This window comes from Xanthomonas rydalmerensis, from assembly GCF_033170385.1.
GTDB classification, from domain to species: domain Bacteria; phylum Pseudomonadota; class Gammaproteobacteria; order Xanthomonadales; family Xanthomonadaceae; genus Xanthomonas_A; species Xanthomonas_A rydalmerensis.
Map to the genome: position 1 here is coordinate 60,235 of NZ_CP126170.1, position 22,424 is coordinate 82,658.

Annotated in this window: 19 protein-coding genes; 15 read left to right on the top strand and 4 right to left on the bottom strand. The window is 69.9% G+C overall.

The genetic code is table 11. The features are described from left to right. Positions 1-234 precede the first annotated feature (234 nt). From QN245_RS00280 to QN245_RS00305, 6 genes are all read left to right on the top strand, one after another. Positions 235-2,613 (top strand): TonB-dependent receptor, encoded by a 2,379-nt coding sequence (locus QN245_RS00280; RefSeq protein WP_317844232.1) that lies wholly within the window; start codon positions 235-237, stop codon positions 2,611-2,613. Positions 2,614-3,359: 746 nt separating this feature from the next. Continuing rightward, positions 3,360-5,615: a TonB-dependent receptor gene (locus tag QN245_RS00285; protein ID WP_317845416.1), complete on the top strand. Its 2,256-nt coding sequence runs from the start codon at positions 3,360-3,362 to the stop codon at positions 5,613-5,615. Further along, the gene (locus QN245_RS00290) at positions 5,615-5,905 is read left to right on the top strand and encodes a hypothetical protein (RefSeq protein WP_317844233.1); all 291 of its coding nucleotides are present in this window, start codon (positions 5,615-5,617) and stop codon (positions 5,903-5,905) included. The genes QN245_RS00285 and QN245_RS00290 overlap by 1 nt, the downstream gene beginning before the upstream one ends. Further along, positions 5,895-6,167 (top strand): hypothetical protein, encoded by a 273-nt coding sequence (locus QN245_RS00295; RefSeq protein ID WP_317844234.1) that lies wholly within the window; start codon positions 5,895-5,897, stop codon positions 6,165-6,167. The genes QN245_RS00290 and QN245_RS00295 overlap by 11 nt, the downstream gene beginning before the upstream one ends. Then, positions 6,164-7,711: a PepSY-associated TM helix domain-containing protein gene (locus tag QN245_RS00300; RefSeq protein WP_317844235.1), complete on the top strand. Its 1,548-nt coding sequence runs from the start codon at positions 6,164-6,166 to the stop codon at positions 7,709-7,711. Before QN245_RS00295 ends, QN245_RS00300 begins: the two co-directional genes overlap by 4 nt. A gap of 201 nt (positions 7,712-7,912) precedes the next feature. Beyond that, the gene (locus tag QN245_RS00305) at positions 7,913-9,088 is read left to right on the top strand and encodes a GGDEF domain-containing protein (RefSeq protein ID WP_160971029.1); all 1,176 of its coding nucleotides are present in this window, start codon (positions 7,913-7,915) and stop codon (positions 9,086-9,088) included. 177 nt (positions 9,089-9,265) lie between these two features. On the opposite strand, the gene QN245_RS00310 is transcribed toward QN245_RS00305, so the two are convergent. The 3 genes from QN245_RS00310 to QN245_RS00320 form a co-directional block, all read right to left on the bottom strand. Further along, complete coding sequence (locus QN245_RS00310) at positions 9,266-9,736, bottom strand: MEKHLA domain-containing protein (RefSeq protein WP_317844236.1); 471 nt, start codon at positions 9,734-9,736, stop codon at positions 9,266-9,268. A 138-nt stretch (positions 9,737-9,874) separates the two neighbouring features. After that, entirely contained in the window at positions 9,875-11,533 is a 1,659-nt protein-coding gene (locus tag QN245_RS00315) for a carboxylesterase/lipase family protein (RefSeq protein ID WP_317844237.1), read from the bottom strand. 145 nt (positions 11,534-11,678) lie between these two features. Then, positions 11,679-12,692, bottom strand: a complete 1,014-nt coding sequence (locus QN245_RS00320) for an alpha/beta hydrolase (RefSeq protein WP_317845417.1) — start codon at positions 12,690-12,692, stop codon at positions 11,679-11,681. Between the two features lie 494 nt (positions 12,693-13,186). On the opposite strand from QN245_RS00320, the gene QN245_RS00325 reads away from it, so the two are divergent. The 9 genes from QN245_RS00325 (at position 13,187) to QN245_RS00365 (ending at position 21,243) form a co-directional block, all read left to right on the top strand. Further along, complete coding sequence (locus tag QN245_RS00325) at positions 13,187-14,011, top strand: 2-keto-4-pentenoate hydratase (protein ID WP_167088071.1); 825 nt, start codon at positions 13,187-13,189, stop codon at positions 14,009-14,011. Between the two features lie 34 nt (positions 14,012-14,045). Then, positions 14,046-15,041 carry a TRAP transporter substrate-binding protein gene (locus QN245_RS00330; protein WP_317844238.1) on the top strand — a complete coding sequence of 332 codons (996 nt, stop codon included), beginning with the start codon at positions 14,046-14,048 and terminating at the stop codon, positions 15,039-15,041. A 10-nt stretch (positions 15,042-15,051) separates the two neighbouring features. Further along, on the top strand, positions 15,052-15,570 hold the full coding sequence (locus QN245_RS00335) for a TRAP transporter small permease (protein WP_317844239.1): 519 nt from the start codon (positions 15,052-15,054) through the stop codon (positions 15,568-15,570). Positions 15,571-15,572: 2 nt separating this feature from the next. Continuing rightward, positions 15,573-16,856, top strand: a complete 1,284-nt coding sequence (locus QN245_RS00340; RefSeq protein WP_317844240.1) for a TRAP transporter large permease — start codon at positions 15,573-15,575, stop codon at positions 16,854-16,856. Between the two features lie 201 nt (positions 16,857-17,057). Further along, on the top strand, positions 17,058-18,116 hold the full coding sequence (locus tag QN245_RS00345) for a LacI family DNA-binding transcriptional regulator (RefSeq protein ID WP_010343057.1): 1,059 nt from the start codon (positions 17,058-17,060) through the stop codon (positions 18,114-18,116). A 124-nt stretch (positions 18,117-18,240) separates the two neighbouring features. After that, positions 18,241-18,630 carry a VOC family protein gene (locus QN245_RS00350; protein ID WP_184646962.1) on the top strand — a complete coding sequence of 130 codons (390 nt, stop codon included), beginning with the start codon at positions 18,241-18,243 and terminating at the stop codon, positions 18,628-18,630. 166 nt (positions 18,631-18,796) lie between these two features. Further along, the gene (gene kduI, locus QN245_RS00355; protein ID WP_184448784.1) at positions 18,797-19,651 is read left to right on the top strand and encodes a 5-dehydro-4-deoxy-D-glucuronate isomerase; all 855 of its coding nucleotides are present in this window, start codon (positions 18,797-18,799) and stop codon (positions 19,649-19,651) included. A gap of 63 nt (positions 19,652-19,714) precedes the next feature. After that, entirely contained in the window at positions 19,715-20,470 is a 756-nt protein-coding gene (gene kduD, locus QN245_RS00360) for a 2-dehydro-3-deoxy-D-gluconate 5-dehydrogenase KduD (protein ID WP_317844241.1), read from the top strand. A gap of 116 nt (positions 20,471-20,586) precedes the next feature. After that, a complete protein-coding gene (locus QN245_RS00365) occupies positions 20,587-21,243 on the top strand; it encodes an RpiB/LacA/LacB family sugar-phosphate isomerase (RefSeq protein ID WP_317844242.1) in 657 nt (218 codons plus the stop codon). Positions 21,244-21,324: 81 nt separating this feature from the next. Here the strand turns inward: QN245_RS00365 and QN245_RS00370 are convergent, their stop codons facing one another. Beyond that, positions 21,325-21,843 (bottom strand): hypothetical protein, encoded by a 519-nt coding sequence (locus QN245_RS00370; RefSeq protein WP_184448781.1) that lies wholly within the window; start codon positions 21,841-21,843, stop codon positions 21,325-21,327. Positions 21,844-22,424 lie beyond the last annotated feature (581 nt).

Below are 22,424 nucleotides of genomic sequence, written 5' to 3' on the forward strand. Positions count from 1 at the left end.
GGCCTGACCAGGTGGCGGCGCAGTGAGATGCAGGTCCGCGGATGTCCGCTTCGCGGCGTGGCGCGACGTGAAGCGGTCACGCGCCGCCGCGTCGTGGCCCTGGCGCCGCCATTGCAATGGCCGTGCAACACAAACGACATATCGTGCCGCGCTGCGCCACCGTATGGCGCATGCCGTCGCGGGCTGCTGCGCAAGCCGAACGGACTCGATTCTGCGCGCTCACAAGGATCCGACATGCTGCATCCCCAACTCTCCCCGCGGCCGCTGACCGCGCGCGCCGCGCCGGCCCGTACCCGCCTGGCGCAGGCCTGCGCCGCCCTGGTGCTGGCCTCGGTCGCCGCCGCTGCCGCCGCGCAGGACAGCGCGCCGTCGCTGGCCGGCAGCGAGACGCGGCCGGCCAATGTCGCCGGCAATGGCGATGCGGCAACCTCGCTGGACACCATCATCGTCACCGCCGAGCACCGCGAGCAGAACCTGCAGGAGGTGCCGGTGTCGGTGGGCGTGGTGCAGGGCGAGGCGATGCGCGACTTCACCGCCGGCGGCGACGACACGCTGCTGGCGCTGTCCGGCCGCGTGCCCAGCTTCTACGCCGAAACCACCACCGGCCGCATCTTCCCGCGCTTCTATATCCGCGGCCTGGGCAATATCGACTTTTATCTCGGCGCCTCGCAACCGGTGTCGATCATCCAGGACGATGTGGTGCTGGAGCACGTGGTGTTGAAGTCGAACCCGGTCTACGACGTGGACCAGGTGGAAGTGCTGCGCGGCCCGCAGGGCTCGCTGTTCGGCCGCAACACCACCGCCGGCATCGTCAAGTTCGACAGCATCAAGCCCAGCGACGACTACACCGGCCGCGTCACCGCCAGCTACGGCAGCTACAACACGGTCTCGGTCGACGGCGGCATCGGCGGCCCGATCAACGACGTGCTGTCGTTCCGCGTGTCCACCTTGTACCAGCACCGCGACGACTGGGTGGACAACACCTACAACGGCCCCAGCGCCGACGGCACGGTCACCCCGAAGAAGGACGCGATGGGCGGCTACGACGACCGCAACGCGCGACTGCAACTGCTGCTGAAGCCGAGCGAGAACTTCTCGCTGCTGGGTTCGTTCCACACCCGCGACTACGACGGCACCTCCACCCTGTTCCTGCGCGGCGCGCTGACCAAGGGATCCAACAAGGTCGACGTGCCGCGCGACCAGGTGGCCTACGACGAAGCCCACGACAACCCGCAGGCGTACAAGACCCACGGTGCCTCGCTGAAGGCGATCTACGACTTCGGCGGCGTCTCGCTGACCTCGATCAGCGCCTACGAGACCACCTCCGGCTACAGCCGCGGCGACACCGACGGCGGCGCCGCGGCCAACTTCCCGGTCAACGGCGTACCCAACGGCTACGGCCAGTCGATGGGCCAGGTGCGCGACCTGGACCAGTACACCCAGGAACTGCGCCTGGCCAGCGAAGGCGACGCGCCGCTGCAGTGGCAGGCCGGCGCGTTCTACTTCGACGGCAAGGACACCACCGATTTCTACCAGCGCGCCTACTTCCTGCAGACCGCCGCGCGCAATCCCAACAACTGGGTGCGCCTGCACAACAGCAACACCTCCTGGGCCGGCTTCGGCCAGCTGACCTACAAGGTCACCGATGCGCTGACCCTGACCGCCGGCGTGCGCCAGACCCGCGACAGCAAGGAGACCAAGCTGCTCAAGACCGCCGACACCGCGGCCGGCGTGGTCACCTACAAGGGCCGCCGCGACGTGCGCCTGGCCGACACCCAGCCGAGCTGGGACCTGAGCGCGATGTACGAGCTCAACCCGAACGTCAACGTGTACGCGAAAGTCGCCCGCGGCTTCCGTGGCCCGACCATCCAGGGCCGTTCGGCGGTGTTCAATTCCGACTTCACCACCGCCGACTCGGAAACCATCCTGTCGTGGGAAGCGGGCATCAAGAGCAACCTGTTCGACAACCGCCTGCGCCTGAACGTCACCGGCTTCACCTACACCGTCGACGACATCCAGCTCAACGGCAACGACTCCAACGGCAACGGCGTGCTGTTCAATGCCGACAAAGCCAAGGCCTACGGCATGGAAGCCGATCTGGACTGGCGCCCGATCCCCAACCTGTCGCTGACCGCCGGCCTGAGCCTGCTGCACAGCGAGATCCAGGACAAGCGCGTATACGCGCAGGTGTGCGGCCTGAACGGCGTGGTGGTGTGCACGGTGAAGGATCCGACCATCCGCATCGGCAGCAACACCTTCGCCCAGATCGACGGCAACCCGCTGCCGAACGCACCCAAGTACAACGTCAACCTGGCCGCCCGCTACGACATCCCGGTCAACGACGGCGGCGCGTTCTTCGTCGCCACCGACTGGAACAAGCAGGGCTACACCAGCTTCGTGCTGTACGACTCCACCGAGTTCACCTCCGACGGCAACTTCGAAGGCGGCCTCAAGCTGGGCTACACCGGCGACTACGGCGCATGGGAAGTGGCCGCGTTCGCCCGCAACATCACCAACGAGAAGAACCTCAAGGGCGTGATCGAGAACTACATGGCGGCCGTCTACAACGAACCGCGCATCGTCGGCGTCTCGTTCAACCTGCACTGGCACTGATCGCAGGGCGTCGTAGCACCACGTCGGCACCACCTGCCGGCGCCAGCGGGCGGGAGGGCGAGAGTCCTCCCGCCCGTTTGCGTTTCTCAGAAGCATGTTGCCGTAGCTGTAGCCCAAGCCATATCCCTGGCAGTTGCAGTTGCCGTCGCTGTTGCTGTTGCTGGGCTTTGGCTGTCGCTTTTTATCTGCCGGGTTCCCTTCCGAAGCGGCGGCCAGTTCGGGGAAAAACCCGAAGGGCGGCGCACAGGGATGTGCGCCGTTCGCGGCAGGGGCAGGATGCCCCTTCCGCGAATCCCCGGGCTGGACGCGGACCCGGAGCGCGCAGCGCGGAGGGCGCGTAGGCAGGGCGCGCTTTCTTTTGGTTACCTTTTCTTTGCGCGAGCAAAGAAAAGTAACTCGCCCGAAAGGGCGAAAGCCTTTGCTTTTGCTTGACATGACTGTCGGAAAAGAATGACCGTAGGAGCGGCATCAGCCGCGACCGCGACCTTCGCGTTAAAGCCCGGTCGCGGCTAAAGCCGCTCCTACGACCGCTCGCGACCCCCGCGACCCCGAGGCCCAACCCCAAGGCCCGAGGCAAACCTGCCGCCCATCCCAGATCCCATGGCGACCCAGCCCCTGCTCTGCTAAAGTCCGCGCCCAGCGCTGCCGGGTCCGGCAGCCGGGCACAGCCGCCGCCATGCCTTCATCCGTGAGTCTTTCGGGGGGAGTGGTGCATGCGCGTCGCGCGGTCGGTGTTGTCCTTGTCTGTGGTGTCCGTCTTACTCGGCTTGGCGCCGCCAACGCGGGCGGCTGCCGCCGATGCCGCACCTCCCCCTGATCCCACCACCCTCGACCAGATCGTCGTCACCGGCGAGAAGAGCGGGCGCAGCGTGCAGGACACCACCAGCTCGGTCGCCGTCACCACCGAAGCGCGCATCGAGCAGGAGAACCTGCAGAGCGCCTACGAGGTGTTCAACCGCACCGCCAACATGGCGCAGACCTACGGCGACGCCGGCTTCAGCATCCGCGGCATCCGCAACATCGACGGCGGCAGCGATGCACCGCTGGCCACCATCTACCTGGACGGCGCCGCACTGCCGTGGAAGGCGATCAGCTGGGCGCCGCTGAGCCTGTGGGACCTGCAGCAGGTGGAAGTCCTGCGCGGTCCGCAGTCCACCCTGCAGGGCGAAAACGCCCTGGCCGGCGCGATCGTCCTGCGTACCGCCGAGCCGACCATGGACTGGCAGGGCAAGCTGCGGGTGCTGGCCTCCGATCCGTCCGACCGCAGTCTGGCCGGCGCCGTCGGCGGCCCGATCGTCGCCGACGAGCTGGCGTTCCGCGCCTCGGTGGAGCAGCGCAGCTTCGACGGCTACAACTGGAACCTCACCCGCCAGGCCGCCGACGATGCGCAGGTCTCGGCGATCTACCGCGGCAAGCTGCTGTGGACGCCGTCGGCGATCGCCGGGCTGAAGGTGCAACTGGGCTACACCCGCTCGCACCGCACCGGCCCATACATGTACAGCTACGTGCGCACCGACCTGCCCGACTATGCCGAGCACCGCTACGCCACCAACAACACCCCGGACCGCACCCGCAGCGACAGCGACATCGTCACCCTGCAGGCCGATTACGCGCTCTCCGACGCCTGGTCGCTGTCCTCGGTCAGCGCCTGGAACAAGGTCACCTCGTCCAGCATCTGGGACATGGACCATGGCCCGGACAACGCCGGCTACGCGCAGCGCCAGCTCGACGACACCACTGCCTCGCAGGAACTGCGCCTGCACTACGCCGGCGCCTCGGTGCAGGGCCTGATCGGCGCGTACTGGGCGCGGCATGTGGAAGACAACGACGCGCAACTGCTGAACAACGTCGCCACGCCGACCACGACCATCGCCGGCCTGCTGCGCGGCGCCGGCTTCCCGGCCGCCACCGCCACCGCGATCGCCACCCGCTACGCGCAGGCCTTGCCGGTGATTCCGGTCGACTACGTCAGCGCCAGCCCGACCCGTTCCAGTAACCGCGCGCTGTTTGCCGATGGCCAGTGGCAGGTCGGCAGCGGCTTCTCGCTGCTGGGCGGGCTGCGCTACGACCGCCAGCGCTACGCCATGGCTTCCGACACCACCGCCGCCTTCGCCGGCCGCTATCCCGACCCGGCCGCCTTCGCCGCCAGCGGCACTGCGCTGTACCGCGCGATCGTTGCGATCAACCAGGGCGTGGCCGGCATCGTGCGCTCGGCCAACGGCGAAGTGGCATGGAACACGCGCGACTTCGATGCGCTGCTGCCCAAGCTCGGGGCGCGCTACGACTGGAGCCCGGACCTGTCGACCAGCCTGGTGGTGCAGCGCGGCTACCGCTCCGGCGGCTCCAGCTTCAACTCGGCGCGCAGCCAGGCCTTTCCCTACGACCCGGAATACACCTGGAACTACGAAGCCTCGCTGCGCTCGCAGTGGCTGGACCGGCGCCTGACCCTCAACGCCAACGCCTACTACATCGACTGGAAGGACAAGCAGACCACCGCCTACTTCGGCCTCAACAGCTTCGACTACAACACCGTCAACGCCGGCCGCGCGCATCTGTACGGCGCCGAGCTCGAGGCCAGCCACCGGCCCAACGAGGCGTTCGACTGGTACGGCTCGCTGGGCTACGCGCGCACCCGCTACGACAGCTTCACCACCGTCGCCGGCGCCTCGATCATCGACTACGCCGGCCGCGAGTTCGCCTACGCACCGCGCTGGACCGCGGCGCTGGGCGCCAACTGGCGCTTCGCCGACGGCTGGCTGGCCAACCTCAATGCCAGCTTTCGCGACAGCGTCTACACCGATGTCGGCGCCGGCGCGGTGCAGCTGGCTTCGCGCACCGTGGTCAATGCCAAGTTCGGCTACGAGACCCTGGACTGGAGCGCGTGGATCTTCGCCAACAACCTGCTCGACCGCCACTACGTGCAGTACCGCTGGGCCACCGATCCGATCGCCATCCTGGGCGCGCCGCGCGTGGTCGGCATCGGCTTCGAGGCGCGCTGGTGATGCCTGCCGTTGCCACCGCCGGCTATCTGCTGGCCGCCGCGCTGGCGGCGCTGGCGTTCTACCTGGCCACCGCGCACCAGCGGCTGTGTCCGGCGTGGCGGCGGCACGCACGCGCGCTGCGCGTGGCCGGCACGCTGTTGTGCGTGGTGGCGCTGGGCGCGGCGGTCGTCGCGCTGGGCGTGTGGGCCGGCGTCTTCGCCGCGTTGAGCGCGACGATGCTGGCGGCGGTGGCCTTGCCGTACCTGGATGCCTGGCGGCAATTGCACGGAGGCGATGCCGATGTGGGCTAGGTGGCTGGCGGCGATCGTGCTCGGCCTGCCGCTGGCGGTAGGCGTCATCGGGCTGTGCGTGCTGCTGTGGCCGGGCGACCTGCAGGTGCACACACTGCCGTGGCTGTTGCTGGTGTTCCCGGCATGGATCTGTGCGATGTCGCTGGCCTTCGTGTTCCGCAGCGGCGCACGCGCGTGGCTGTGGCTGGGGACGGCGACCGCGCTGTGCTACGTGGCGCTGTTCCTGCTCAAGGCCAGTCATCTCGTGCAGGTGACCCCATGAAGGCCGCGACCCTGCGCCAGTTCCTGTCGGCGCACAGCTGGATGGGCCTGCTCGCCGGCATGGCCTTGTTCATCGCCTTCTATGCCGGGGCGATCAACGTGTTCACCCACGACCTGGAGCAGTGGCCGCGGCCGCCGGCGGTGCACGCGCCGGCGCTGCGGCCGGAACAGGCCACGCAGGCGCTGGCCGATGCGGTGCTGGCACGGCATCCGGCGCTGGCCGAGTCCTACACGCTGATGCTGCCCGGCGAAGGCCGCACGTTGCCGCAGTTCTATGCGTTCGGCCCGGCCGCGCAGCAGGCCTTCGGCGGCATCGTGCAGTTCCAGCCCGGCGCCGATGGGCAACCGGTGCAGCTGCCGCAGCGCAGTGGTTTCGTCGACTTCCTGTACGACCTGCACTTCACCGCCGGCTTGCCGCGCACCTTCGGCACCTACCTGTTCGGCGTGGTCTGCCTGCTGTACGGGCTGGCTCTGGTCAGCGGCGTGGTGCTGTACGCGCCGGTGCTGCTCAAGGACCTGTTCGCGCTGCGCCGCGGTCGCAACGTCAAGCGCCTGTGGCAGGACGCGCACAACGCCATCGGCATGTTGTCGCTGCCGTTCCACGTGATCTTCGCCTGGTCCGGCGCGGTGCTGACCCTGGGCGTGCTGTTGCTGGCGCCGTTCCAGTACCTGGTGTTCGACGGCAAGCTGATGCAGGTGCTGCAGCCGGACTTCGAACTGGCCCCGCACGTGCAGCCCGCGCACGTGGCCGCACCGATGCTGCCGGTGGCCGAGCTGGTGGCGAGGGCGCGCGCGGCCAATCCCGGCTTCGTGCCGGAGAGTCTGTCCTTCCACGATGCCGGCGACGCCAACGCGCAGGTGGAACTCTACGGCCACCAGGACCAGCGCCGGCTCAATACGCTGGCCGGCGTCGCCCTGCGCGCGGCCGACGGCAAGGTGCTGCGGGTGCTGTCGCCGCAGACCATGTCGCCGGGCGTGGCGTCGCTGCGCGGCCTGCAGACCCTGCACTTCGGCAACTACGGGCGTTGGCCGCTGCAGTGGCTGTACTTCCTGCTCGGGCTCGGCGGTGCGTTCCTGTTCTACAGCGGCAACCTGCTGTGGGTGGAGGCGCGGCGCAAGCGCCGCCAGCACGCGCAGCCGCTGCGCACCCACGTCATGGCACGGCTCACCACCGGCGTGTGCCTGGGCTGCGTGGCCGGGGTGTCGGCGCTGTTCGTGGCTGCGCGCCTGTTGCCGCCGGGGATGGAGCGCGGTGCGTACTACGCCGTGTTCGCGCTGGGTGTGGCCTGGGCGCTGCTGCGGCCGACCGCGCGTGGCGCCTACGAACTGCTGCTGGCCTGCGCGGTGCTGACTGCACTGGTGCCGTTGGCCGGCTTGCGCGGCGCCACCGGTTGGGTGGCACCGTGGAGCAGCGGCACGCTGCTGGCGATCGACGCCTGTGCGGTAGTGCTGGCCTGGGCCTATTGGCAGATGGCGCGCGCCGCGTACCGCCGCGGGCAGGGCGGCGATCCGCACAGTGTGTGGGCGTTCCCGCCGTTGCGCTGATGCTTGCCTGCCGCGTCACGCCGGCGCGGCAGGGCACCACTGTCACGCAACCGATCGTCCCAAAAGTGGACAATCACGCGCCGGTGCTTTTTCATGGTCGCGACGTGGGCACCGCAGCGTCCGCGCGAACCGAATCGGGGCACACGATGTGATGTGACCTGATCCGCACTTCGCGCCGCGTTGCCGTCGACAGGGGACTGCATGCACGAGCGTTACCAGGAGCCAAACGACGCGCCGCCGGGCGAGGCCTACGCGGCGCAATTGCGCAAGGGATTCGCCGGGCTGCGTTTCGATCCTCCGCTGGAACGGGCGTATCGCCACTACACCGCCGCCACACTGGGCTTCGCGCAGCGCGTGGCGGCCTCGCTGGGCGTGTTGATCGCGCTGCTGCTGCTGGGCTGGGACGCGGTGCATTTCGGCTGGCGCGGCGGCGGTCTGCCCGGCTATGCGGTTGCGGTGCGAGCAGCGACCCTGTTGGCGCTGTTGTGGGTGGCCGCCGCGATCCACCGGGCCGACACGCACGGGCCCGGCCGTGCCGCGTTGTTGTTGCTGGTCGGCGGCACCGGGCTGGTGCTGTCGAGCATCGGCTACCCGCCGCAGGAGCTGCGCTATGCGGCGGCGGTGATGACCCTGGTGATCGTGGCCGGCTTCTTTCCGCTGGGCATGGCGCTATGGCAGAGCGTGGCGGTGGCGCTGCTGCTGTGCGCGATCAGCGCCGTGTCCGGCCACCTGCTGCTGGACGGCGCGGCGCACGATGCCTACCTGCGCCTGCAGTGGCTGCTGTGGACCGCGGTGCCGGTCGGCGCGGTCGGCGGCTACCTGCGCGAACACTCGCGCCGCGAAGGCTTCCTGCAGCGGCGGGTGCGCGACGACGAAGCCTTGCGCGACGCGCTCACCGGGCTTGGCGACCGCCGCCGCTTCGACGAACACCTGGCGGTGGCGCTGGCCGAGCGCGGGCGCCTGCAGCGCGGGCTGGCGCTGATCCTGGTTGAGTTGGACGGCTTCGCCGCGCTGGCGCAGCGCAGCGGTGCCGGTGCCGCCGACCGCGCGGTGCTGGAGGTGGCCGAGGCCATGCAATGTCTGCTGCGTCCGCTGGATGTGGCCATGCGCATCGGCGCCGACCGCTTCGCACTGGTGCTGTACGACGCCAGCGGTGCGCACCTGCGCCAGGTGGCGCCGGCGCTGCGCGACATGGTCGAGGTGATGGCGATCGCGCAGGAGACGGCGGACGCGCGGCCGCTGACGGTCAGCGTCGGTGCGCTGCTGGCCGCGCCCGAGGACACGCCGGCCACGCTGATGCAGCGCGCCGAGGCGTTGCTGGACTCGGCGCGCGCCGTCGGCAACCGCGTGGTGCTGGCCGAGGACACCGGCTGGTAGCGCGCGATGCGCGCGCGTGCACGGTGCCGGATGCGGCGACAATCGCCGGCGCTGCCGGCGCACGTTCACTCCGCTGATCGCGACACCGGCGGGCGCAGCACGCAATACGTCGCCGCGCTCCAGCCAGCGCCATCCCTTCGCCCTTGGGCGCCAAGGCTGGAACCCGTACTTGGCGTACTAGTCCAGCGCCACGGTCTGGCGAGGGCTTGGCCAGAACAGGGCGGCCTGGCCCCACCCCGCGGCGCTGCCGAAGCCCAACTGCCAGATTTCGCCATCATGGATGAGGAAGCTGTTGCCCAGCTTGTCGACCCGTGGCCCGCTGTAGCCGCCGGTCAAGCCGTTGCGCGTGACGGTCTCGAGCAATCGTTGCCGTTCGGTGCGATCGGATGGGCCGGCGCTCAGGCGGGACGGCAGTGAGAGCATCTCGCGCTCGCTGTACTTGAAGCAGTTCAAGGCGCAGCGATTGGCGTAGAAGAACACGGGATCGGTGCCGGCGTCATGCGCGAGGATGGCGTACGGCGCATGCGTGTGCAGCCAACGATAGCGATCTGCGATGGTGTCGGGGCAATACAGCCGGTGACCGCTGAGCGCGCGATAGCAGTCGTCGATGCGCGCGAGCAAGATCAGTTGGCGATCGGAAGGCGGCATGGGTGCGTGTAAGTCGCCCGCAGGAGCGGGGATTGTCGCGGAGACTGCGCGATCGTGGACGTGACGCCGCGCATGCTGTGCGCATCCTCGGCGGTGTGTCTACGACGTTGTCACGCACGCGAGGCGGCGCACGGACGCTCAGAACGTCCCACGCTGCACGAACGGCACCTGCGCGTAGAGCCGGCGCTCGCCGCCGCGCGGGTCGTGCGCCAGGCGGCTGTCGGTGTCGAACAACAGGGTTTCGCGCTGGACCAGCGAATACGGTTCCCAGCGCGGCAGGCCGGCGTGGTTGGGGTCGCCATGGCGGGCGAAGGCCAGCAACGCTGCGCTCATCGCATCGGCCATGCGCTGCGCGTCGGCACCATCGCCGGTGCGCGACCCGGATTGGTGGATGTTGTCGAACACCAGCGGGATGTCCAGGGTGTGGAAGGCGCCGAACTTGCCGCCGTCCAGCGGCGAGCCCCAGTCCAGCTGGTAGACCCAGGTCGGCGCGCCCTGCCGCGCGCGCGCCTCGGCTTCCTCCACCGCCCCGCGCCAGGAGCGGCCGGCGGTGGTCGCGGCGAAGAACACCTCGCTCGGCGTGTAGTGCGGATACAGCCGCCGGTATTCGGCGATCACCACCTGCGGCGACAGGTCCACGAACTGCTCCTGCGCCAGCTTGTCCGGCAAGGCATCCCAGCTCAGCGCGAAGTTGGCCGGATCGTGGCCGAGGAAGGCGCGGGTCTCGTCATGGGTGTTGCCGATCACCATCGGGATGCGCGCCGATTGCGGCGGCGCGTCCGGCCAGAACGGATGCCGGTGCAGCACCTGCGCATCCAGCACCGGGCCCAGGTACAGCGCGGTGGTCTCGGCGCGCGACGGGTCGGGCGTGCGCGTGGCCTCGAGCACGCGCTGTAGCGGCAGCGTGCGCAGCGTGTCCAGCTGCGAGGGCTTCAGCTGCAGGGCCTGCAGCAGCAACTGCGCGCGCTGGCTGGCGGCGCGCGGCCCGGCGGCGGTGACCTGCTGCCCGCTCATGGTCCAGGCGCGGTGGAACAGGCCCTGCGCGGCCGGCATCGCCATCAGCGTGGCGATCTTGGCGCCACCGCCGGACTGGCCGAACACGGTGACGTTGCCGGCATCGCCGCCGAACTCGGCCGCGTGCGCGCGCACCCACTGCAATGCCTGCACCAGGTCGAGCTGGCCGACGTTGCCCGAGGCGGCATAGGCGTCGCCGCCGAACGGCGCCAGGTACAGATAGCCGAACGCGTTGAGGCGGTGATTGACGCTGACCACCACCACGTCGCCGCGCTGGCACAGGCGCACGCCGTCGTACAGCGGGTCGCTGCCGGAGCCGTTGTTGTAGGCGCCGCCGTGGATGTAGAACAGGATCGGGCGCCGCGCGCCGTCGCGCAGGCCCGCGGTCCAGACGTTGAGGAACAGGCAGTCCTCGCTGACCGGCTCGGACCCGCCGCGCTGCGGCGCCGACGCGGCATAGGCGCTGCAGTCGCGCACGCCGTGCCACGGCTGTTCCTGCAACGCCGGCTGGAAGCGCCGCGGCGCGGTGTCGGCGCCGTAGGGAATGCCCTTGAACACGCACACGCCCTGATCGCGCACACCGCGGATGCGGCCGCTGCGGGTGCGTGCCAGCGGCGCCGCCGGCGTCGACAGCGCCGCGGTCGCCAGGCCCGGCAGCGCGCCGCTCAAGACCAGGGCGCCGAGCGCGCCGTCGCGCAGGAAGCGGCGGCGGCCATGGTCGTCGGGGATCGCCGCGTCGGGCGCGGCAGGGGGCGGGGCGGGCAGGCGAGGGCGGGCGGTCATGCGTGGATGGGGTCCTGGCTAGGCGATCGGAGACGTGGAAGGAGTGGCAAGCGGCAGCGGGTGTGACTGCCGGCGACCCCGCCGCGTGATGGGTGTGGGCGGGCCGGGCATCGCCGCGTGGTGGAGGCGGTGCCCACGGCGAGGCTCACGGCGTGCCTGCCGGTGGCGCGATCGGCGCGCGAGCACCCGGATCGTCCTGCACGTTGCGCATCCAGCTCAGCGCCAGTTGCGGCCACGCCGCCAACGGCAGGCCGGCAATACCGCGGGTGCCGAAGCCATGGCCGCCGTGCGCGAACAGGTGCAGCTCGGCCGGCACCCCGGCCTGGCGCAGCGCCTGGTAGAACAGCAGGCTGTTCTCCTCCGGCACCACCCGGTCGTCCTGCGCGTGCACCAGGAAGGTCGGCGGCATGCCGGCGTGCACGCGGTTCTGCAGCGAGTAGGTGGCCATGGTCGCCGGGTCGGGGTGGCGGCCGAGCAGGCGTAGCCGCGAGCCGGTGTGCGCCGCGGTGCCGCTGCCCATGTCGATGACCGGGTACAGCAACAATAGGAAGTCCGGCCGCGCGCTGACCCGGTCGATCGCATCGCGGGCCGGGTACACCGGGTCGTCGTAGCGGGTGCCGAGGCTGGCGGCGACGTGACCGCCGGCGGAGAAGCCGATCGCGCCGATGCGGTGCGGGTCCACCCCGTAGTCGGCGGCATGTGCGCGGATCAGGCGCAGCGCGCGTTGCGCGTCGGCCAGCGGCTGGTCGCGCGCCGTAGCGCCATCGGCGGCGGCGTCGGGAAGCCGGTACCGCAGCACAAACAGGGTGATGCCGGCCTGTTCGGCGAAGATAGGCACCAACGCGGTGCCTTCCTTGTCCAGCACCACGCGCGCATAGCCGCCGCCCGGGGCAACCAGCAGGGCGCTGCCGTTCGGCGTCTTCGGCCGGTACACCACCAGGTAGGGCTGGTAGCGACCGCTGAGCGCGCGATCGGGCAGGGCCGGGTCGTCGCTGCGCTCGACCAAGTGCGGTTGATCGGGACCAGCCGTCGATCCCGGCGCCGGACCTGGCCACAGCGGCAGCCGCGCCGCCAGCTCGGCGGCGCTCTCGCTGGCCGGCCGCTCGGCCGCCGCGGCCGTGCCGAGGGCACCCAGCAGCAGGCCCAGCGCCGCCAGCACGGCGATGCACGGACGGGACCGATGCCTGCCGCGGCGCGGGGACAACGGTTCGGCGGGGCGCAGACGGGTGGGGAGCAGCAGGGCCGACATCGTCGAGATCTCCGTCGTGGATGGAAGAAACCCGCGTGGCGCGTGACCGACGAGGGCGGTGGCCCCAGTGTGCGCGTGGCCTGCGCCAACGCATGACGCTGTGTTGCTGTTGCTGTTGCTGTTGCTGTTGCCGTTGCCGTTGCCGTTGCCGTTGCCGTTGCCGTTGCCGACTCCCGACTCCCGACTCCCGACTCCCGACTCCCGACTCCCGATTCCCGATTCCCGATTCCCGATTCCCGACTCCCGACTCCCGACTCCCGACTCCCGACTCCCGATTCCCGATTCCCGATTCCCGGCTCTTTGCCGCACCGCACATTGCCAATGACACCGGTTTACCATATACAACGGCGCAACGCGCTGTCGATGCGCGGCGCAGCAATTCCCCGACCCCCATCCTTGCGGAGATGCCCTTGAGCCTTCCTTCCGGCCCGTCGCAGACGCCACCGCCCGCGTTGGCCGACATCGCGGCCCGCTTCGTCCAGGCCCGTCGCCAGGGCCGCGCGCTGCCTGATTTCCCCGGCGTCATCCCGGACGATCTGGAGACCGCCTATCGCGTGCAGGACCTGGCGATCGCGCAATGGCCGGACCGCGTGGTCGGCTGGAAGGTCGGCTACATCGCCCCCGAGCGCCGCGACCACTCCGGAGACGAGCGTCTGCTGGGCCCGATCTTCGCCGCTGCGCTGTGGAATGCTACCGGTGGAACAGCGGACATCCCGGTGTTCGACGGCGGCTTCGGCGCGGTCGAGGCCGAGTACGTGCTGCGTCTGGATGCGGACGTGCCGGCCGACCAACTGGACTGGACCGCGGAACAGGCAGCGCAGGTCCCGTCCACGCTGTTCATCGGCGTGGAAGTGGCCAGCAGCCCGCTGGCCACGATCAACCAGCTGGGGCCGCGCGTGGTGATCTCCGATTTCGGCAACAACAACGGCCTGCTGCTGGGGCCGCAGGTGCCGGACTGGAGCACGCTGGACGAGACCGCGCTGCGCGCCGAAACCTGGATCGAGGGGCAGTGCGTGGGCAGCGGCGGCGCCACCCTGCTGCCGGGCGGCCTGCGCGCGGCGTTCGCGTTCGCGCTGGCGCGTTCGGCCAGGCGCGGGCGGCCGCTGCGCCGCGGCGAGCTGATCGCCACCGGCAACGCCACCGGCATCCACGACATCGCCATCGGCCAGCAGGCGACGATCCGCTTCGACGGCTACGGCGAACTTCACTGCAGGGCGGTCGCGGCCTAGGCTGCGACGGCAATGACGCGCGGGAGGGCGCAGCATGATCACTCGTAGACGATTCCTGGGCGCGGGCCTGACCGCGGCGGCCGCGGCCGGCGTGCCGCTGGGCGCGCTGGCGCAACGCGGCCAGACGCGCCTGCTCACCGCCACCGACGTGCACGTGGCCGACTACCCCACCGTGGAGGCGGTGCGCTGGTTCGGGCAGACCCTGGAGCAGAAGAGCGGCGGCCGCCTGCGCCTGCGCCAGTACCACTCCGGCCAGCTCGGCCGCGAGGCCGAGGCGATCGACATGGCGCGCTTCGGCGCCATCGACATCACCCGCGTGTACTCCGGCGCGCTGAACAACGCCTTCCCGCTGACCCAGGCGCTGTGCCTGCCGTACGTGTTCGACTCGGTGGCGCACCTGCGCCGCGCGATCGACGGCCATGTCGGCGACAGCATCCTGCGCAGCTTCGAACAGCGCGACCTGGTCGGGCTGGCGATCTACGACTCCGGCGCGCGCTGCTTCTACAACACCAAGCATCCGCTGCGGCAGCCCAAGGACCTGCACGGGCTCAAGCTACGCGTGGCGTCCTCGGACATCTTCCTCAAGCTGATGCGCATGCTCGGCGCCAACCCGACGCCGATGTCGCTGGGCGAGACCTTCTCGGCGATGGAGACGCACATGATCGACGGTGCCGAGAACAACATGCGCAGCTTCCAGTCCAGTCGCCACTTCGAGGCCGCGCACTACTGGTCGCAAAGCGATCACTCCTACGCGCCGGACGTGCTGGTGATGTCCAGGCGCAGCTTCGACGCGCTGGCGCCGGACGAGCGCGCGCTGGTGCTGGAGACCGCGCGGCAATCGGTGACGGTGATGCGCCGGCTGTGGGACGCCTCCGAGGCGCAGGCGCGGCAGCAGGTGATCGACTACGGCGTGGCCATCAACGAGGTGGACATGCCCGCCTTCCGCAAGGCCGCCGCGCCGCTGCTGGCCGAGTACCGGCAGCAGCCGGAGATCGAAGCCCTGTACCGCCGCATCCGCGATTTCGCCTGAGTCCATGCCGATGACCGACCACGACCCCGCCCTCCCGGTGCCGCCGTTGCAGCGGCTGCTGGACCGCATCGCCAACCTCGCCATCGGCATCGCCGCCGCGGCCCTGCTCGGGCTGGTGGTGGTGCAGGGCTGGCAGGTGTTCACCCGCTACGTGCTCAACGACTCGCCGAGCTGGACCGAGCCGGTGACGCTGCTGCTGCTGAGCACGGCGATGAGCCTGGGCGCGGCCGCCGGCGTGCACACGCGCCGCCACTTCGGCTTCTTCCTGCTGGCCGAGACGCTGCACGCCACCCTGCGCCGCGTCATCGACCTGCTGCGCCCGCTGCTGGTGGCCGCCATCGGCGCAGTCATCGCGTGGTGGGGCGCGGTGCTGCTGCTGGACGGCCTGGACATCAAGATCGCCGGCGCGCAGATGCCGCAGAGCATCAACTACCTGCCGCTGTCCATCGGCGGCGCGCTGATGAGCGTGTTCGCGCTGTACCAGGCCTGGCGGGTGCTGCGCCCGGGCACCACCATGGGGAGGAACTGAGCATGGCCATCGCCATCCTGTTGGGATTGTTCGTGGTGCTGCTGCTGATCGGCGTGCCGGTGGCGTACGCGCTGGGCACGGCGGCGCTGGCCACGCTGCTGTACCTGGACCTGCCGGCGGTGGTGCTGGTGCAGCAGATCTCCGCCGGCAGCGGCTCGGCGTCGCTGATCGCGATCCCGTTGTTCATCTTCGCCGGCGAGCTGATGCTGCGCGGCGGCATCTCCGACCGCCTGATCGCGCTGGCCTCCTCGCTGGTCGGGCGCATGCGCGGCGGCCTGGGCCAGGTCAGCGTGCTGTCCTCGCTGTTCTTCGGCGGCGTGTCCGGCTCGGCCATCGCCGACGTCTCGGCGGTCGGCGGCACCATGATTCCGCAGATGATCAACCGCGGCTACGACCGCGACTACGCGGTCAACGTGAGCATGACCGCGGCGCTGGTGGCGCTGCTGGTGCCGCCTTCGCACAACCTGATCCTGTTCTCGGCCGCGGCCGGTGGCGGCCTGTCGATCGCCGACCTGTTCGCCGCCGGCATCGTCCCGGCGCTGCTGATGACCGCGGCGATGATGCTCACCGGCTACGCGGTGGCGCGCTCGCGCGGCTACGGCACCGAGGCGTTCCCGGGCTGGCGCGCGGTGGCGCTGCGCCTGGTCGGCGCGCTGCCGGGCCTGGGCCTGGTCGCGCTGATCTTCGTCGGTATCCGCGCCGGCATCTTCACCGCGGTGGAGAGCGCGGCGATCGCGGTGGTGTACGCACTGCTGGTCACCGCGCTGCTGTATCGGCAGTTGCGCTGGGCCGAGTTCTTCGCCGCGGTGACGCACGCCGCGCGCACCACCGGCGTGATCCTGTTCGTGATCGCCACCGCGGCGGTGTTCGGCTGGCTGCTGGCCTACCTGCAGGTGCCGGCGGCGGCGGTGCACTTCCTGCAGTCCATCGCCCACAGCCAGCACACCGTGCTGCTGATGATCGTGGTGATGCTGCTGCTGCTGGGCATGTTCATGGACCTGGCGCCGAAGATCCTGATCTGCACGCCGATCTTCCTGCCGGTGGCCAAGGCCTACGGCATCGACCCGATCCATTTCGGCCTGGTGATGGTGCTGGCCGGCGGCATCGGCCTGATCACCCCGCCGGTGGGCTCGGTGCTGTTCATCGGCACCTCGATCGGGCAGATCACCGTCGCCCAGAGCATGCGCACCATCTGGCCGTTCTGGCTGGCGGCGCTGTGCGTGCTGCTGATCGTGGCGTTCTTCCCGGAACTGTCGCTGTGGCTGCCGCGCGCGCTGCGCGCCTGAGCCGGCCCGGCGGCGCCGGTTCGCGCCAGGCGGCTGACCGCGGGCCGTGCACGCCGATCGCCGCTGCCGGCGCAGGCCCACGGGTCCCGGGTCCCGGGTCCCGGGTCCCGGCATGGTGCGCCTACACCGCTTGCGTGACCGTACGCTGGAGCGAGCATGACACCCAGTAGAATCCCCTTTCTTTCGTCCGGTCTTCCGTCCATGGCGCCGAACAAGCCCCGTCCCGCCGATGCTCCCGCTTCCGCCCACGGCAAGGCCGCGACGATCAACGACATCGCGCGCCTGTCCGGGGTGTCGAAGAAGACCGTGTCGCGGATCATCAACAACTCCCCGCTGGTGCGCAAAGACACCCGCGAGAAGGTCGAGGCGCTGATGCGCGAGGTCGGCTACGCGCCGGACCCGCTGGCGCGCGGACTGGCGTTCCGCCGCTCGTTCCTGATCGGCATGGTCTACGACAACCCCACCGCGCAGTACATCGTGGACATGCAGTATGGCGCGCTGGACGCGCTGCGCGGTTCCAGCTTTGAGTTGGTGGTGCACCCGTGCGACAGCCGCAGTCCCGGCTACATCGAGGGCGTGCGCCGCTTCGTGCAGCAGCAGAAGCTGCACGGAGTGATCCTGGTGCCGCGCGCCTCCGAGGACCAGGCGCTGGCCGACATGCTCGCCGGCATCGGCGTGCGCTACACCCGTATCGCCTCGCTGCCGCTGGACGACACCTCGCAGATGGTGGTCACCCACGACCGCGACGGCGCCGCCGAGGCCGCCGACTACCTGCTGTCGCTGGGCCACCGCGACATCGCCCTGATCACCGGCCCCAGCGCCTACCGCTCCGCGCACGAGCGCACCGCCGGCTTCATCGACGCGCTGACCCGGCGCGGCATCGAACTGCCGCCGGCGCGCATCGTCGAGGCCGGCTACACCTTCGAATCGGGCGTGGCCGCGGCGGAGAAGCTGCTGCTGGGCAAGCAGCGCCCCAGCGCGATCTTCACCGGCAACGACGAAATGGCCGCCGGCGTGTACAAGGTCGCGCTGCGCGCCAACATCAACATCCCGCGCCAGCTCTCGATCATCGGCTACGACGACAGCCCGCTGGCCTCGCGGCTGTGGCCGTCGCTGACCTCGGTGCGCCGCCACACCCGCGACACCGGCCGCACCGCCGCGGCGATGCTGATCCAGCCCGAGGGCACGCCGTCGCTGGCGGTGGCCAGCGTGCGCCCGCACCTGATCGTGCGCGACTCCTGCCAGCCGCCGGAAGACTGAGCACGGCGCGGCGGGTGTAGACTGCCCGCCGACCGCGCGGACACCGCTCCGCCCATCGAAGGCCCGCTCCGTTCCGGCACCGCCCGGGCGGATCCACGCGGCCTTCCTGCGAGGAGCCTTCGCCATGTCGTCCCCTGTCCCTGCCGCCACCGCGGTCCGTTTCGGCCGCCTGGCGCCGACCGTGCCCGTCGCCGAGATCGCCCGCGCCGTCGCCTTCTACACGGAACGGCTAGGGTTCCGCAGCGTGTTCCAGAACGGCAGCCCGGTCGGCTTCGTGATCCTGAAGAAGGACGACGCCGAATTGCACCTGACCCTGCGCCCCGGCCACCGCGGCAACACCAGCAACGTCGCCCATCTGCTGGTCGACGACGCGGCGGCGCTGCACGACCACCTGCAGACCCAGGGCGTGCGCATCATCAAGGCGATCCGCGATGCCGACTTCGGCCTGCGCTGCTTCGTCTTCGCCGACCCCGACGGCAACCGCATCGACGTCGGCCAGCCCCTGTCGCGTTGAGCCGCTGAGCCGCTGCGCCGCCCCGCGGCGCAGTGCTGTCCATCCCCAATCCCGAATCCCCAATCCCCGCCCTTCGTGCACTGCGCAATGACACCGGTTTACCAGACCCGCTAGACTGTCTTCCGTGGCGGGCTGCCGCATGCCGTCGCCTGCACTGGAGAAGCCCATGTCCCTGTACTGCAAGACCCACTACGCCACCCATCCCGACGCGATCAAGGGCGCCAGCAACGACCAGTTGCGCGACCTGTACCTGCTCGACGGCCTGTTCGTGGACGACGCGGTGACCCTGAAGTACACCCACTACGAGCGCTTCGTGCTCGGCGGCGCCGCCCCGCGCACACGGGCGCTGACGCTGCCGGCGCAGACCGAGCCGGCCTCGGCCGCCGGCCACCCGTTCCTGGAGCGGCGCGAGCTGGGCGTGATCAACGTCGGCGCCGGCGGCGGCACCGTCACCGTCGACGGCACCGCGTATCCGCTGGGGCCGAAGGACGGCCTGTACGTGGCGATGGGCAGCGCCGAGGTGGTGTTCGCCTCCGACGACGCGGCCACGCCGGCGCAGTTCTACCTGGCCTCCACCCCGGCGCATGCGCGCTTCGCCACCAAGCGGCTGTCGATCGCCGAGGCGGTGGCGCTGGACCGCGGCGCGCTGGAGACCAGCAACGAACGCACCATCTACCAGTACATCGTGCCGGCCACCTGCCAGTCCTCGCAGCTGCTGCTGGGCCTGACCGTGCTGAAGCCGGGCAGCGTCTGGAACACCATGCCGCCGCACCTGCACGACCGCCGCAGCGAGGTCTATTTCTACTTCGACCTCGGCGCCAACGACCGCGTCTACCACTTCATGGGCGAGCCGGACGCGCAGCGCCACATCGTGGTGCAGAACAACGAGGCGGTGGTGTCGCCGCCCTGGTCGATCCACATGGGCGCCGGTACCGCCAACTACGCCTTCATCTGGGCGATGGGCGGCGAGAACCTCGACTACACCGACATGCACGTGCTGGACATCTGCCAACTCAAGTAGGCCGTCGTCCGCGCCGTGCCCCGCCACCGTCCCCGCCGTCCGCATCCTCTAGGAGCCCCCGCAATGACCCATCCGTTCAGTCTCGAAGGCAAGGTCGCCCTGGTCACCGGCGCCAACACCGGCCTCGGCCAAGGCATCGCCGTGGCCCTGGCGCAGGCCGGCGCCGACATCGCCGCCGCCGGCATCCAGGCGCCGACCGAGACCGAGGCCAAGGTCACCGCACTGGGCCGGCGCTTCCTCGCCATCGAGGCCAACCTGATCAGCATCGAGCCGGTGCAGCGCATCCTCGACGAGACCCTGGCCGGCCTCGGCCGCCTCGACATCCTGGTCAACAATGCGGGCCTGATCCGCCGCGCCGACGCGGTGGACTTCAGCGAGCAGGACTGGGACGACGTCATGAACGTCAACATCAAGTCCGCCTTCTTCATGTGCCAGGCCGCCGGCCGCCACTTCATCGCCCAGGGCAGCGGCAAGATCATCAACATCGCCTCGATGCTGTCGTTCCAGGGCGGCATCCGCGTGCCGTCCTACACCGCCAGCAAGTCCGGCATCGCCGGCATCACCCGCCTGCTGGCCAACGAGTGGGGCGCCAAGGGCGTCAACATCAACGCCATCGCCCCCGGCTACATGGCCACCGACAACACTGCGCAGTTGCGTGCCGACGCCGCGCGCAACCAGGCGATCCTGGACCGCATCCCGGCCGGCCGCTGGGGCGTGCCGGAAGACCTGGGCGGTACCGCGGTGTTCCTGGCCAGCAGCGCCTCAGACTACGTCAACGGCACCGTGATCCCGGTCGACGGCGGCTGGCTCGCCCGCTAAGCAGAGCGCGTGGCCTTTCCCTTCCCCCACCGGGGGAAGGTGCCCGCAGGGCGGATGGGGGTACGCCCACCGCCGACCCATCCCAACCAAACCCAAACCCCCCACCAAGGACCCCCATGAAAATCGCTCTAATGAACGAATTTAGCCAGGCCGCCAAGAACCCGGTGATCCTGCAGCAGCTCAACGACGTCGCCGCCGCGCAGGGCCACAGCGTGTTCAACGTCGGCATGGACGGCGACGCCGACCATCGCTTGACCTACATCCACCTCGGCATCTGCGCCGGCCTGCTGCTCAACGCCGGCGCGGTGGACTTCGTGGTCGCCGGCTGCGGCACCGGCCAGGGCGCGATGATGTCGCTCAACGCGCACCCGGGCGTGTTCTGCGGCTATTGCATCGAACCCACCGACGCCTACCTGTTCGCCCAGGTCAACAACGGCAACGCGCTGGCGCTGGCCTTCGCCAAGGGCTACGGCTGGGGCGCGGAGATCAACGTGCGCTATATCTTCGAGAAGGCCTTCAGCGGCGAGCGCGGCATGGGCTACCCGGCCGAGCGTCGCGAATCGCAGCAGGCCAACGCCGGCATCCTGACCCAGGTCAAGCAGGCCCTGGCCAAGTCCTACCTGGACGGCCTGCGTGCGCTGGACCCGGAACTGGTCAAGCAGGCCGTGGGCGGCTCGCGCTTCCAGCAGTGCTTCTTCGACAACGCCAAGGACGCCGACCTGCGCGCCTTCGTCGCTGGCGTGCTGGGCAAGGCCGACGCGGCCGCGGCCTGAGGTCGCAGAGACACTCGGGCGCATTCGCCCGGTCGCGTGTCCGCCAAACGCCCCGCACCTGCGGGGCGTTTGCATGCGGACTTACTGCACCAGCAGCAGGCCTTCCGCCAGCGGATAGTTCCGCTCCGGGCAGGCGATATGCATGCTGTCCACCACGTAGAACGTCTGGCCCAGCTTCTGCTCGGTGTGCACCAGGTAGGTCAGCGTGCCGCGCGGCGCGTACAGCTTGGCCAGGATGCCGTGGCCGACCAGCAGCCGCTTCAGGTCCTTGGCGAAGTTGTTGGCGATGGAGTTGGTCTGGCTCTGCGCGCCGACCTGGCACGCCATCAGCACGATCTCCTCGAACGACTCCCTGCCCAGCCCCTTGGCCAGCAGTTGCTGCAGGAATGCCTCCGGCGTCAGCCCGGCAAAGACATTGACGTTGCCGTGCGAATTGATCACCAGGCGCTTGCCGCGGGTCTTGTTGCTGGGCGACAGCGATGTCGCGTCGAGCATGGTCAACGCGTGCGACTGGGTCTCGCCGAAGTGGGATTGCAAGGCCTTCAGCTTGGCGCCGCGCTGATCCGCCTGATCGCCGTCCAGGCCGACATAAATGAGCATGAGGAGTCTCCCGACGCACAGGACCGCCAACACGTGTTGGGCGGGAGCGTCCGGGAATCCGGGGTGACCGCGTCGTGGCGCACCGATCTCGCTCGCTGCGCAGCGTAGGTGCGCCATCGGTGGCGCCGGGATCGGCGCATTGCCGATTTGCCGACGTGTACCGGCCGATCCGTGCCGCGGTGCAGCTTGTCGCAGCTGCCAGTCGCCGCAGCGGCCCGGCCTGACTGTGCGGCGGCGCGAGGACGCGCTGTCCGTGTCCTGGGCATCGCGACGCGTCTGCAAAACACGCCTAGAGTTTCAGGTGACGCCGCCGATACCCATCGCCTAGCTGGGTCCCGCTGCGTCGCGGGACGACATGGATTTTTCTTTCCCTGCCCTGCGCAGGAGGGTCATGGAGCGACATCAATCTTCCGCTGTGCCTGTTCTCTCCCTCTCGCCGATGGCACGCATCGCGTCCTATGCACGCGGTGCGCGCATGCGTGTGGCATGCGGCGACGCTGGGCAAGGGCAGAGCCGCTGGCGATGCATTTTTCTCGTAGCTGTATCAACAAGGGGTAGTCGATGAAGGACAGTGTGATCAA